The sequence below is a fragment of the Streptomyces sp. NPDC025721 genome (assembly GCF_055558595.1).
Genome location: NZ_JBVHMF010000018.1, coordinates 165,437 through 179,149, shown reverse-complemented (window position 1 = coordinate 179,149; position 13,713 = coordinate 165,437). Strand labels below are relative to the sequence as shown.

Annotated in this window: 8 protein-coding genes; 6 read left to right on the top strand and 2 right to left on the bottom strand. The window is 72.3% G+C overall.

What is annotated here, in order from left to right; translation table 11 throughout:
- Nucleotides 1-268 precede the first annotated feature (268 nt).
- Entirely contained in the window at nt 269-1,771 is a 1,503-nt protein-coding gene (gene guaB / locus ACZ4EF_RS24350) for an IMP dehydrogenase (protein WP_355336799.1), read from the top strand.
- 232 nt (nt 1,772-2,003) lie between these two features.
- A complete protein-coding gene (locus ACZ4EF_RS24345) occupies nt 2,004-3,125 on the top strand; it encodes a GuaB3 family IMP dehydrogenase-related protein (RefSeq protein ID WP_355336800.1) in 1,122 nt (373 codons plus the stop codon).
- Between the two features lie 280 nt (nt 3,126-3,405).
- On the opposite strand, the gene ACZ4EF_RS24340 is transcribed toward ACZ4EF_RS24345, so the two are convergent.
- Nucleotides 3,406-4,080 carry a hypothetical protein gene (locus ACZ4EF_RS24340; protein ID WP_467506383.1) on the bottom strand — a complete coding sequence of 225 codons (675 nt, stop codon included), beginning with the start codon at nt 4,078-4,080 and terminating at the stop codon, nt 3,406-3,408.
- Nucleotides 4,081-4,213: 133 nt separating this feature from the next.
- Nucleotides 4,214-5,494: a nucleotide sugar dehydrogenase gene (locus ACZ4EF_RS24335; RefSeq protein WP_355336803.1), complete on the bottom strand. Its 1,281-nt coding sequence runs from the start codon at nt 5,492-5,494 to the stop codon at nt 4,214-4,216.
- 346 nt (nt 5,495-5,840) lie between these two features.
- Between ACZ4EF_RS24335 and ACZ4EF_RS24330 the strand changes: the two genes are divergently transcribed.
- From ACZ4EF_RS24330 to ACZ4EF_RS24315, 4 genes are all read left to right on the top strand, one after another.
- Complete coding sequence (locus ACZ4EF_RS24330; protein ID WP_188281981.1) at nt 5,841-7,547, top strand: glycerol-3-phosphate dehydrogenase/oxidase; 1,707 nt, start codon at nt 5,841-5,843, stop codon at nt 7,545-7,547.
- Between the two features lie 60 nt (nt 7,548-7,607).
- Nucleotides 7,608-9,386, top strand: coding sequence for a serine/threonine-protein kinase (locus ACZ4EF_RS24325; RefSeq protein ID WP_467506382.1), 1,779 nt, complete (start codon nt 7,608-7,610; stop codon nt 9,384-9,386).
- Nucleotides 9,387-9,458: 72 nt separating this feature from the next.
- Complete coding sequence (locus ACZ4EF_RS24320; RefSeq protein WP_391163406.1) at nt 9,459-11,342, top strand: serine/threonine-protein kinase; 1,884 nt, start codon at nt 9,459-9,461, stop codon at nt 11,340-11,342.
- A gap of 147 nt (nt 11,343-11,489) precedes the next feature.
- Nucleotides 11,490-13,493 carry a protein kinase family protein gene (locus tag ACZ4EF_RS24315; protein ID WP_355336806.1) on the top strand — a complete coding sequence of 668 codons (2,004 nt, stop codon included), beginning with the start codon at nt 11,490-11,492 and terminating at the stop codon, nt 13,491-13,493.
- Nucleotides 13,494-13,713: the final 220 nt, after the last annotated feature.

The window sequence follows — 13,713 nt, the reverse complement described above, 5'->3', positions numbered from 1 at the left end:
GTCGACCGGGAGGGCCCCGACGATCCGAGCGGGGGAAAAAAAGAAAAAAAAAAAAAGAAAAACCGAACAAAAGAACAAGGACCCAAGAAACCTCCCCCCCCCCCCCCCCCCCCCCCCCGGCACCCGGGTGCGACGGCACGGTCCGGCCGCGCGGTCCGACCGCTGGTGACCGTACGGGTGTACGGGCCCGGCCGAGCGCGTCATGGGAATAGCGGCGAAGCCACTACCATTGAACAACTCGCCGGGCAAGACCATTCGGGAAGGTGTCATGACGCTGAACGCCGACGGAGTAGCTGAGAAGTTCGCCACACTCGGGCTGACCTATGACGATGTGCTGCTGCTTCCGGGGGCGTCAGAGGTGCTGCCCAACCAGGTGGACACCTCCTCCCTCATCTCCCGCAACGTCCGGGTGAACATCCCGCTGCTGTCCGCCGCCATGGACAAGGTCACCGAAGCCCGGATGGCCATCGCGATGGCCCGCCAGGGCGGCGTCGGCGTGCTGCACCGCAATCTGTCGATCGAGGACCAGGTCAACCAGGTCGACCTGGTGAAGCGGTCCGAGTCCGGCATGGTCACCGACCCGATCACGGTCAGGCCCGACGCGACGCTCGCCGACGCGGACGCGCTCTGCGCGAAGTTCCGGATCAGCGGCGTGCCCGTCACCGACGCGTCCGGGCGGCTGCTCGGCATCGTCACCAACCGCGACATGGCCTTCGAGAGCGACCGCTCCCGCCAGGTCCGCGAGGTCATGACCCCGATGCCGCTGGTCACCGGCCAGGTCGGGATCTCCGGGGTCGACGCGATGGCGCTGCTGCGCCGCCACAAGATCGAGAAGCTGCCGCTGGTCGACGCCGACGGCAAGCTCAGCGGGCTCATCACCGTCAAGGACTTCGTCAAGGCCGAGCAGTACCCGAACGCGGCGAAGGACTCCGAGGGCCGGCTGCTGGTCGGCGCCGCCGTCGGCGCCAGCCCCGAGGCGCTGGACCGCGCCCAGGCGCTGGTCGGCGCGGGCGTCGACTTCCTCGTCGTGGACACCTCGCACGGCCACAACAGCAACGCGCTGAACTGGATGGCGAAGATCAAGTCCAGCGTCGGCGGGGTCGACGTGGTCGGCGGCAACATCGCCACCCGTGACGGCGCACGCGCCCTCATCGACGCCGGTGTCGACGGCGTCAAGGTCGGTGTCGGACCCGGCTCCATCTGCACCACCCGCGTCGTCGCGGGCATCGGCGTCCCGCAGGTCACCGCGATCTACGAGGCCGCGCAGGCGTGCATCGAGGCCGGGGTGCCGGTCATCGGCGACGGCGGCCTCCAGTACAGCGGCGACATCGGCAAGGCGCTCGCCGCGGGCGCCAGCAGCGTCATGCTCGGCAGCCTGCTCGCCGGGTGCGAGGAGTCCCCCGGGGAGCTGCTCTTCATCAACGGCAAGCAGTTCAAGTCCTACCGGGGCATGGGGTCGCTCGGCGCGATGCAGTCCCGCGGCCAGGGCCGCTCCTACTCCAAGGACCGCTACTTCCAGGCCGAGGTCTCCTCCGACGACAAGCTCGTGCCCGAGGGGATCGAGGGCCAGGTGCCGTACCGCGGACCGCTGTCGGCCGTCCTCCACCAGCTCATCGGCGGTCTCCGGCAGACCATGGGCTACGTCGGCGCCGCCGCCGTCTCCGAGATGGAGTCCAAGGGGCGGTTCGTCCGCATCACCGCCGCCGGGCTCAAGGAGTCCCACCCCCACGACATCCAGATGACCGTAGAGGCCCCCAACTACCACGGCTGACCCCGCGCTTGCGCGGGCCCTGGTCCTCCGGGCCGCGGCCCCTGTGCGTCCGCCACGCGCTGGACGTTGTTCCTAGCGGCGCGGCCCCGGGCGGTTCTTCTCCCCGCGCCCCCACGGGGCACAGGTCCCGTGCCGGGGCAGCGCGCGGGGGCGCATCCCCGACGGGGCACGGGCCGCCCGCGGGCCGAACGGGGATACTGAGGGGCCGCAGGTCAAAAGAAAGGCGCAGGACGTGACAGAGATCGAGATCGGTCGGGGCAAGCGAGGCCGCAGGGCGTACTCGTTCGACGACATCGCCGTTGTGCCGAGCCGGCGCACCCGGGACCCGAAGGAGGTCTCGATCGCGTGGCAGATCGACGCGTACCGCTTCGAGCTGCCGTTCCTCGCGGCGCCCATGGACTCGGTGGTGTCGCCGGAGACGGCGATCAGGATCGGGAACCTCGGCGGCCTCGGGGTGCTGAACCTCGAAGGGCTGTGGACCCGGTACGACGACCCGGAGCCGCTGCTCGCGGAGATCTCGGAGCTGGACGACACCCGGGCGACGGCCCGCCTCCAGGAGATCTACGCGGCGCCGATCCGCGAGGAGCTGATCGGGCAGCGGATCAAGGAGGTCCGGGACGCGGGCGTCGTGACGGCCGCCGCGCTGTCGCCGCAGCGCACCGCGCAGTTCTCGAAGGCGGTCGTGGACGCGGGCGTCGACCTGTTCGTGATCCGCGGCACCACGGTCTCCGCCGAGCACGTCTCCGGCTCGCACGAGCCGCTGAACCTCAAGCAGTTCATCTACGAACTCGACGTGCCGGTGATCGTCGGGGGCTGCGCCACGTACACGGCGGCGCTGCACCTGATGCGGACCGGCGCCGCGGGCGTCCTCGTCGGCTTCGGCGGCGGCGCCGCGCACACCACGCGCAATGTGCTGGGCATCCAGGTGCCGATGGCGACCGCGGTGGCCGATGTCGCCGCCGCCCGCAGGGACTACATGGACGAGTCCGGCGGCCGGTACGTGCACGTCATCGCGGACGGCGGCTTCGGCGCCAGCGGTGACCTGCCCAAGGCGGTCGCGTGCGGCGCGGACGCGGTGATGATGGGCTCCCCGCTGGCCCGCGCCACCGACGCGCCGGGCCGCGGTTTCCACTGGGGCATGGAGGCGGTCAACACCGAACTGCCGCGCGGCAAGCGGATGAACCTCGGCACCGCGGGCACCACCGAGCAGATCCTGCTCGGCCCGTCCCACGCGCCCGACGGCTCGATGAACTTCTTCGGCGCCCTGCGCCGCTCGATGGCCACCACCGGCTACTCGGACCTGAAGGAGTTCCAGCGCGTCGAGGTGACGGTCTCCCCGACCCACCACCGCTAGGGCGTGTCCGTAAAGTCTCGCCTGGCTGGCGGCGCCTGGCACGCACGCTCGCTGCGTTGTCGGGCTCATCCGAATAGGCCCACTATGAGGACGACCCTCCGCCTTGCGATCGCACGCACCAGACACCGCCAGCCCCGCCCTCCGGGCGGACGACGCGACTTTACGGACACGCCCTAGACCGCACACGCCGTAGAACGCACGAGGGGCCGTACCGCGCAGGCGGTACGGCCCCTCGTCGCGTCACGGCGCGGTACGCGTCACCGCGCCGGGGCGGTTGTCGTCAGTTGTCGCCCGCGTGCTTCGCGACGCCGAAGGAGATGAACGCGGCGACGGCGAGGAAGAGGAAGCGCATGAAGCTGAAGTCCTGCTTCCACGAGTCGAGCAGGTCGCCGAAGTGGTGGAAGAAGATGTCGGTGACCGGCATCGAGCCGCCCTGGCCCGACACGTAGTGGCTGATCACCAGGGCGCCGCCGAAGAGTTCGCCGAAGACGACCGCGAACAGTGCGAGCAGGACGGCCACGAACGGCAGGGCCGGGTTGCGTCCGCCGGCCTTGCCGACGGCGAGGCCGACGAGCGCGCCGACGCCGATCGCCATCAGCCGGAATTCGTGGGTGCTGCCGTCGTCGCTGGACAGCGCGCGCAGGATGCCGCCGTACGCGAGCGCGGCGACGATCGCGGCCAGCAGGCCGACCAGGAAGCCGAGTCCGGGGTTGTCGCGGCGGGCGACCGGCACCGGCGGCGGGTAGGCGGCCGGGTTGAAGGCGCCGGGCGCGGGCGGCGCGCCCCACTGCTGCTGGGGCTGCTGACCGTAGGGCGCCTGGGGCTGCTGGCCGTACGGGGCCTGGGGCTGCTGCGGGTAGCCGTATCCGGCGCCCGGCGGCGGTCCGTACGGATTCTGGCCACCGGGCTGCTGCGGCTGCTGCGGCTGCTGCGGCGGCGGGTAGTTGGCGCTCATGGGGTCCCCCGGGATACGGCATTCGACGATGGACGCCGAAATCTAGCAGCAGGGGGTGACAATCGGACAAGTTGTTCTTCCGGTCGTTACATGACCACTACACGCGGATCGGGAACCCCGCCGCGGCGGGCCGCTACAGCCGCGCCGCCGCGCCCGCGGGCGTCGCCCCCCTTGTGTCCAGCAGGAGTTGCGCCTTGACCGCCAGACCCTGGAGGTCGTACGTGCGGTGGTGCTGGAGCAGCACCGTCAGATCGGCCTCGGAGGCGGCCTCCCACAGGGAGTCGGCGCGCGGCACCGGACGGTCGAGAACGCGCCACTGCGGTACGTAGGGGTCGTGGTAGCACAGCTGCGCGCCGAGTTCGATGAGCCGGGTGCCGATCTCGCGGGCGGGGGCGCCCTCCTGGGAGGCCAGGTCGGCCTTGTAGGTGACGCCGAGCAGCAGGACGCGGGCGCCGCGCAGGGACTTGCCGTGCTCGTTGAGCAGCGCGGCGGCGCGCTGGACGACGTAGCGCGGCATGCGGGAGTTGACCTCCTGGGCCAGTTCGACCATCCGCAGCGGGTGGCCGAGCATGCGGACCTGGCCCTGGGCGGGCATGGCGGCGAAGAGCGGGACGGCGTTGGGGTCGAGGGCGGCGGCCGGGCCGCCGACGCCGGGTCCCGGTCGGAACGCCTGGAAGCCGAACGGCTTGGTCTCGGCGCAGCGGATCACGTCCCACAGGTCGACGCCGAGGTCGTGGCAGAAGACCGCCATCTCGTTGGCGAAGGCGATGTTGACGTGCCGGTAGTTGGTCTCCAGCAGGTTGACCGCCTCGGCCTCGCGGGGGCCGCGGGCGCGCACGATGCGTTCGGTGAAGCGGCCGTAGAAGGCGGCGGCGGCCTCGGTGCAGGCGGGGGTGCAACCGCCGATCACCTTGGGGGTGTTGGCGAGGTGGAAGTCCCGGTTGCCGGGGTCGAGGCGGCTGGGGGAGTAGGCGAGGTGGAAGTCCCGGCCCGCGCGCAGCCCGTCGGCCTCCAGCAGCGGGCGCAGGAACCCCTCGGTGGTGCCGGGGTAGACCGCCGACTCCAGGACGACGGTGGTGTGCGGGCGCAGGTGCCCGGCGAGCGCGCGGGCGGCGGCGGACACCGCCGTCAGGTCCAGGGCGCGGTCCTCGCCGAGCGGGGTGGGCGCGCAGATCACGGCGGTCCTGACCCGGCCGAGCACCGCCGGGTCCGCGGTCGCGCGGAAGCCGCCCGCGAGCATCCGGCGCAGGTCGGCGGCGGCGAGCGTGCCCGGCGGTACGCGGCCCGCGTTGATGTCGGCCGCGGCGGCCGGGTCGGGTTCGTAGCCGATGACGCCGACGCCCGCGGCGGTCGCCGCCTGGGCGAGGGGAAGTCCGGTGCGGCCGAGTCCGAGCACTGCGAGGTCTGCGGGCATGCGGTTCAGTCCTCTCCCTTGCGACCACCACGGGGACTCCACGGATGGCTCCACGGATGGCTTTAAATCAGGCTAACCAGACAAATGACTGATATGACCGCACGGCGCGCCGTGCAGTCATCCGGGTTACGGGCAGAAGAGGCACGGGATCGCCGGGTAGGAGAGGGACGGCCCGGACGCCCTGCCCGCAGGGCGTTCACCGCCTCGCCGCACCGCGGGCGCGCCCCGGCACCCCCCTCGACGGCGGGTCAAGGGTGGCCGCTCGCGGCGGTGGCGGTCACTATCGAGTGGAGGGCTATCCACCGCGGCGGCACGCGAGAGCGCCGCCACCATGGGAGGCACACGGATGCGTACGTCAACACTGGGCCCCGCCGAGCGGGCCGGGGCACTGGCCCGGATGGCCGAGCACGAGCTGGACCTGCTGGTCGTGGGCGGCGGGGTGGTCGGCGCGGGAACAGCGCTGGACGCCGTCACCCGTGGCCTGTCCACCGGTCTGGTCGAGGCCCGCGACTGGGCGTCCGGCACGTCGAGCCGGTCGAGCAAGCTGATCCACGGCGGCCTGCGCTACCTGGAGATGCTGGACTTCGCGCTGGTCCGCGAGGCCCTCAAGGAGCGCGGCCTGCTCCTGGAACGCCTCGCCCCGCACCTGGTGCGGCCGGTCCCGTTCCTCTACCCCTTGCAGCACAAGGCGTGGGAGCGGCTCTACGCGGGCTCCGGCGTCGCGCTGTACGACACCATGTCGGTCTCCTCCGCGCACGGCCGCGGCCTGCCGGTGCACCGCCACCTCACCCGTAAGCACGCCCTCCAGGTCGCGCCCGCGCTGCGCAAGGACGCGCTGGTCGGCGCGCTCCAGTACTACGACGCGCAGGTCGACGACGCGCGCTTCGTCACCACCCTGGTGCGTACCGCCGCCTCCTACGGCGCGCAGGTCGCCAACCAGGCGCGGGTGATCGGCTTCCTCCGCGAGGGCGAGCGCGTCGTCGGCGCGCGGGTGCAGGACGGCGAGCAGGGCGGCGAGTACGAGATCCGCGCCAAGCAGATCGTCAACGCCACCGGGGTGTGGACCGACGACACGCAGGCGCTGATCGGCGAGCGCGGCCAGTTCCACGTCCGCGCGTCCAAGGGCATCCACCTGGTGGTCCCCAAGGACCGGATCCACTCCACCACCGGGCTCATCCTGCGGACCGAGAAGAGCGTGCTCTTCGTCATCCCCTGGGGCAGGCACTGGATCATCGGCACCACCGACACCGACTGGGACCTGGACAAGGCCCACCCGGCGGCGTCCAGCGCCGACATCGACTACCTGCTCGAACACGTCAACTCGGTGCTGTCCACCCCGCTGACCAGGGACGACGTCCAGGGCGTCTACGCGGGCCTGCGTCCGCTGCTGGCCGGGGAGTCGGACGCCACCAGCAAGCTCTCGCGCGAGCACACCGTGGCGCACCCGGTGCCGGGACTCGTGGTGGTCGCGGGCGGCAAGTACACGACGTACCGCGTGATGGCCAAGGACGCGGTCGACGAGGCCGTGCACGGCCTGGACCACCGGGTGGCCGAGTGCTGCACGGAGGATGTGCCGCTGGTCGGCGCCGAGGGTTACCACGCGCTGTGGAACGCCCGCGCCCGCACCGCCGCCCGCACCGGACTGCACGTCGCCCGGGTGGAGCACCTGCTCAACCGGTACGGCTCGCTCGCCGAGGAGGTGCTCGCGCTGATCGCCGAGGACCCGTCGCTGGGCGCCCCGCTGACCTCGGCCGACGACTACCTGCGCGCCGAGATCGTCTACGCGGCGATGTACGAGAGCGCCCGCCACCTGGACGACGTGCTCGCCCGCAGGACCCGGATCTCGATCGAGACGTTCGACCGCGGCACCCGCAGCGCCCGCGAGGCCGCCGAGTTGATGGCACCCGTCCTGGGCTGGGACAAGGACCAGATCGACAAGGAAGTGGCCTACTACGAGAAGCGCGTGGAGGCCGAGCGCGAGTCGCAGCTCCAGCCCGATGATCTGACCGCGGATGCGGCCAGGCTGGGCGCGCCCGATATCGTTCCCCTCTAGGCACGGTGCGTCTCGGGGGAGACGCGGCGCGCGTCGGGGGAGCGGGCGGAAGGGCGCGAGATGACGGGACAGGCCGACGAGGGGCGGTTGGTCGCGGGCCGGTACCGGCTGCTCGAACGCATCGGCCGGGGCGGCATGGGCACCGTGTGGCGGGCCGAGGACGAACTCCTCGGCCGGCAGGTCGCGGTGAAGAAGCTGCACCCGCCCCAGCCGCACATGCACGACGACGAGTTGGCCACCCTCTTCGAGCGCACCCGCCGCGAGGCGCGCGCCGCCGCCCGGATCAGCCACCCCAACGTGGTGGTCGTGCACGACGTCGTGGACGACGAGGGACTGCCGTCCATCGTCATGGAGTACGTCCCGTCGGTCACGCTCGGCGAACAGCTCAAGAAGCACGGACCGCTGCCCGTCGCCGAAGTCGCCAGGATCGGCCGCGGCATGGTCGCCGCGCTGCGGGCCGCGCACCGCGCCGGAGTGCTGCACCGCGACGTCAAGCCGGGCAACGTCCTGCTCGGTGTCGAGGGCGGCGCGCCCGTCGAGGGCGCTTCCGCGGAACAGGGCTACGGCAGCGGGCGCGTGGTCCTCACCGACTTCGGCATCGCCCAGGCGTCCGGCACCTCCACCCTCACCCGGACCGGCGAACTCATCGGCTCCATCGACTTCCTGTCGCCCGAGCGGATCAGGGGCGCCCTGCCCGGACCCGAGGCCGACCTGTGGGCGCTGGGCGCCACCCTCTACCAGGCCGTCCAGGGCGAGTCGCCCTTCCGGCGGCCGACCGCGATCGAGACCGCGTACGCCATCGCCGAGGAGCCGGTGCTGCCGGCCGCCAACGCGGGCGCGCTGACCCAGGTGATCGCCGGGCTGCTCGCCAAGGAGCCGGCCGAGCGGCTGTCCGCGGCCGAGACCGAGCGGCTGCTGCGGATTCCGCTGGCAGAACCCGACACCGGGCATGTCGACACCGACCGGTTCACCTACTCCGCGGGCGACGGCCGGACCGCCACCGTGACCCAGGTGCCCGGCGCCCCGCCCCCCGGCGGCGCGCACTCCCCTCCGTACGCCGACTCCTTCGGGCCCCCGCCGCCCTACTCCACGGGAACCGGTACGGGAACGGCCGCCGGTTTCGGTACGGGCGCGGGCGGTTCAGGCCCCGACACCGGCCCGCACTCCGGCGCGCACCGCCCCGAACGGCCGCGCCGCCGTACCGGAGCGTGGATCGCGGGCGTCGCCGTCCTCGCCCTCGTGGCCGCGGGCACCGCCTTCGCCGTCATCCACAACGGCGGCTCCGGTACGGACGCGAGCCCCGGCCCCACCACCGCGGTCAGCACACCGCCCACCGGCACCACGTCCTCGGCCGGTCCCACGCCGAGCACCACGGCGCCGCCCCCGCCGGTCCCCGACGGCTACCACCTGGTCACGGAGTCCGACCACGGTTACGCGGTGCCGGTGCCCGACGGCTGGACGCGGCAGGTCAAGAACGACGGCGACGAGGTCGACTTCATCGACCCGACCGGCAAGATCGGCCTGAAGATCAGCTCGCTGGACTTCGGCAGCGACGACCCGTACGAGCACTGGCTGACTCTGGAGCCGCAGACCCAGGAGCAGGTTGACGAGTACCACCGTGAACGGATGATCCGCACCGTGCAGTTGGGGATGCCCGCCGCGCTGTGGGAGTTCACCTTCCAGGGCTCGGTCCGCAAGTTCCATGCGATCGACCTCGGATTCGGCAAGCCGGGTGGTCGTGAGTACGCGGTCTACCTGTCGGCTCCGGACGCCGAATGGGACACCTACCGACCGGTGTTCACGAACGCTGTGGCCGGTTTCCGGCTATCGAACCCATAAGCCGGGTTCGCTTCCGCGTCCCCCGTTCGGGGATGATGGGTGTTTACACGTCCAGCACTCCAGAGGGATCCCATGAGCGAGGTCGAAAGTACCGACGGACGCGTGCTCGCCGACCGGTACCGCCTCGGCGAAGTCCTCGGCAAAGGCGGCATGGGCACGGTGTGGCGCGCCGTCGACGAGACGCTGGGCCGTACCGTCGCGGTCAAAGAGCTGCGTTTCCCCGGCAACGTCGACGAGGACGAGAAGCAGCGCCTGGTCACCAGGACCCTGCGCGAGGCCAAGGCCACCGCGCGGATTCGCAACACCGGCGCGATCACCGTCTTCGACGTGGTCAAGGAGGACGACCGGCCGTGGATCGTCATGGAGCTGGTCGAGGGCCGCTCGCTGTCCGACGCGATCCGTGAGGACGGCCCGCTCACGCCCAAGCGCGCCGCCGAGGTCGGCCTCGTCATACTCGACGTCCTCAAGGCCGCCCACAACGCCGGCATCCTGCACCGCGACGTGAAACCCTCCAACGTCCTGCTCGCCGACCGCGGTTCGGACCCCGCGGGCCGCGGCGCCGGGCGCGTGGTCCTCAGCGACTTCGGCATCGCCCAGATCGACGGCGACCCGTCCGTCACCTCCACCGGCATGCTCGTCGGCGCCCCCTCGTACATCTCGCCGGAACGCGCGCGCGGCCAGAAGCCGGGCCCGCCCGCCGACCTGTGGTCGCTCGGCGCGCTGCTCTACGCCTCGGTCGAGGGCCGCCCGCCCTACGACAAGGGGTCGGCCATCGCCACCCTGACCGCCGTGATGACCGAGCCGGTCGGGCCGATGACCAACGCCGGGCCGCTCGCCGAGGCGATCAAGGGCCTGCTGGTCAAGGACCCGGCCCAACGCCTCGACCACGACGCCGCGTACGCCCTGCTGTCCACCGTCGCGCACGCCCCCGAACGCCCGGTCGCGCCGCCCACCTCCGACGCCCGTACCGTCGTGCTGAACGTGGACCCGCAGCCCACCCCGACCGACGCTCCCGCTGCCTCCGGCGGGGGGACCCCCACCGCCGGAGGCGAAGCCGCCGCCGACCAGGCCCGGGTCCGCGACGCGCTGCGCTCGGTCCGCAAGGCCGCCGCCGCCAAGATCCCCGCGAAGCCCGCGACGTCGGCCGCCGCCCCTGAGCCGGGCGGCCCCGTCCCGCCGCCCGCCCCGCCGCGCGCGTCGCTCACCGACGTCGTACCGCGCCGCACGATGGTCATCGTGGCCGCGGCGATCGTGATCGTCCTGCTGGGCACGGTGATCGGCATAGCGCTCGCCAACTCCGGTGGCGGCGACGGCGGGAACGGATCGGCGTCGAAGCCGAAGGGCGGGGCCTCGGCCTCCGCGTCGACCGGCGCGAAGAACGACGACGACAGCAAGGGCGGCACGGACGACAGCAAGTCGCCGTCGTCGCCGGGCAGTTCGGCCTCCGCGCCGACCACCCCCGCCTCGTCCCCGCCGGCCACCGGCGGCTCGGACGCCGTACCGGCGGGCTTCTACCGCTACGACGACTCCGAGGGCTTCTCGATAGCCCTGCCCAACGGCTGGAAGCGCGTGGGGGACAACGGGTACGGCAGCGGCTCGAAGTTCCGGGGCTCGGACGGCAGCGAGTTGCTCGTGGACTGGACGCATTCGCCGGGGCCGAGCGCGCTCAAGGACTGGCAGAACGCGGCGAAGACCGCAAAGTCCGGCCGGAACGGCATGCCCGGCTACCAGGAACTCAAGGTGGCCCAGACGCAGTACCGCTCGTACGACGCGGCCGACTGGGAGTACAAGCGGGACGTGAAGGGTAAGCAGGTACACGTCCTGAATCGCGGCATGGTGACGGACCCGAAGCACGGGTACGCCATCATGTTCACGACTCCGGCCGACGCGTGGACCAGCGATACCAGCACCAAGGCCCTCACGACCTTCTTCGCTACCTTCAAACCGGCCAAATGAGCCTTCCGCAGCACGTATTGTGAGTAGCCGTGGACTGTCCGCAGCCGGAATCCGTTCGGATCGGACCGCTTCGGGTACAAGGTGGGGTGCGGGCGAGGGTTCCCGCACGGATGGCATCGGGTCGGGAAGGGCCGGAGAGGGGGCGTCGTGGACGAATACGCGGGCCGCGTGCTCGCCGACCGGTACCGGCTGCCCCGGCCGCCCGCCGACGAGTTCGAACTGGTCGAGACGCGCGCCTTCGACACCTACAGCGGCCAGGAGGTCCTGGTCCGGCAGGTGCTGCTGCCCGAGGTCGTCACGGCCGAGGACCCGGGCGACGACCGGGGCTACGGCGACCAGGACGCGCTGAGCGACAGCGCCCGGCGCGCCCTTGAGGCCGCCCGCGCGGCGGCGGCGATACCCGACCACCCCCGCCTGGTCCAGGTCTTCGACATCTTCATCGAGGGCGGCAGTCTCTGGATCGCGAGCGAACTGGTGTCCGCCCGGCCGCTCGCCGCGTTACTCGCCGACCGGCCGCTGGACGCCTACCGCGCCGCCGAGGTCGCCTCCGACGTGCTCACCGCGCTGCGTGCCGTGCACGCGTACGGCTGGACGCACCGCAATGTGACCGCGAGCACCGTGCTGGTCTGCGACGACGGCCGGGCGATGCTCGCCGGGCTCGCCGCGGGCGCCGCCCAGGAGGCGCTGTGCGGCTACGACCCCGTGCCGCAGCACATCCAGGTCCTCGCGGGCGGCGGCCTGTCGGGCGCGGGTGAGGACCAGTCGTGGCACGGCCCCGAGTCCGCGCTCGAACAGGAGCGGGCCCGGCAGAACCGGATCACCGTCATCGGCGCCGTCACCGAGCGCTGGGCGCCGGAGCAGGCGCACGAGGTGCACGAGAACTGGCGGCTGTCGCCGCCGGTCGGCCCGGCCGCCGACCTGTGGGCGCTCGGCTCGCTGCTCTTCCGTACCGTGCAGGGGCATCCGCCGTTCCCCGAGGAGAGCGCCGCCGAACTGGTGCAGATGGTGTGCGCCGAGCCGCCCGCCTTCGCCGAGGAGTGCGGCGCGCTGCGGCCGATCGTCGAGTCGCTGCTCCGGCCCGACCCCGAGGAGCGGCCGGAGGCCGAGGAGTTGGGCGGCTGGCTGCGGTCGCTGATCCGCTCCGCGCCCGAGCCGGATCTCGGCCTCGACATGGTCCAGGTGCCGACGGATCCGGCCAAATTGCCGATCGTGCGCCGCAAGGGCGAGTTGGTACGGCGGCGGCGCCGCAAGGCCGCCGCCGAGGCCGACGTCGCCGGGATTCAGCACCGCAGGCACGCCCGCGGCAAGCAGGCCAGGGTCACCAAGGCCAAGCGCGAGCAGGCGCGGCGCAGCGAGATGCGGCAGGAGCAGATCCACCAGGAGCAGGAGGTCGTCTACCGCAAGCCCCCGCGCGGCGGCGACGAGGCACCGCGCAAGCTGGGCGTGCGGCTGCTGATCGCGGTCCTGGTGGTGCTCGCGGCCGTCGTCGCGTACGCGGTGCTCGCCATGCCCGGCAACGGCGACACGTCGGACAACGGGGCCAAGGGCGGCGACCGTACGGTCCCGGCCGAGGTGCCGGGCGGGCACAGCGGCGGCAAGAAGCCGACGCCGACGCCCACTCGTACGACCGCGGCGCCGACGACGAAGCCGGCCACCACGAAGCCGGCCCCGCCGCCGAGTACGGCGGTGCCGCCGCCGGACCTCGGCAGCGACTTCGTCATGCGGACCGATTCCGCCGGGTTCACCGTCGCCGTCCACACCGGGTGGCAGCGCTCCGGCAAGAACGGTCAGGGGCAGGTCCGTTACTCCGGCAGCGACCTCCAGCTCACCGTCGTGCCCGGCCGTGACAAGGTCTCCGACCACGGCAGCGATCCGCTCGCCTACCAGCTCGAAGAGCCCGAACTGGCCGCCTTCCGCGGCTCCTCCTGGTCCGCCGCCTCCGGTCTCCACACGCTCGACCTGCGCGGGCACAGTGCCGCCGAGGGCGAGTACAGCTACCGCGACGCCAACGACACGCAGATCTACGCCCTCAATCTCGCGGTCATCATCGACGGCTCGTACCACGTCGTCGTCGTCAGCGGGCCGGACGCTCGGCGCGCCGATGTCCAGCGTGCCTTCGACAAAGCCGTCGAAACCTACGCGGCGAGCTGACGCCCGCCCCACGCCAAGGGCTCGCCGCCCCGGCCCGTTCACCAGGGGCCTGCGCCCCTGCCCGTTCACCTTCCGCGGTGGGGTCCGCCCCCATCGGCCGGTGGTGGGTTGCTCGCGCAGTTCCCCGCGCCCCTAACGGGGCCCACCTCTTCCGCCCGGGACGGTGAGCCGATCTTTTAAGGGGCGCGGGGAACTGCGCGACAAGCCACGACGCTTCCGC

Coding starts and splice junctions, on each gene's coding strand:
- ACZ4EF_RS24320 (WP_391163406.1), top strand. CDS start 9,459: ATGAGCGAGGTCGAAAGTACCGACGGACGCGTGCTCGCCGACCGGTAC.
- ACZ4EF_RS24340 (WP_467506383.1), bottom strand. CDS start 4,080: ATGAGCGCCAACTACCCGCCGCCGCAGCAGCCGCAGCAGCCGCAGCAG.
- ACZ4EF_RS24325 (WP_467506382.1), top strand. CDS start 7,608: ATGACGGGACAGGCCGACGAGGGGCGGTTGGTCGCGGGCCGGTACCGG.
- ACZ4EF_RS24335 (WP_355336803.1), bottom strand. CDS start 5,494: ATGCCCGCAGACCTCGCAGTGCTCGGACTCGGCCGCACCGGACTTCCC.
- guaB (WP_355336799.1), top strand. CDS start 269: ATGACGCTGAACGCCGACGGAGTAGCTGAGAAGTTCGCCACACTCGGG.
- ACZ4EF_RS24330 (WP_188281981.1), top strand. CDS start 5,841: ATGCGTACGTCAACACTGGGCCCCGCCGAGCGGGCCGGGGCACTGGCC.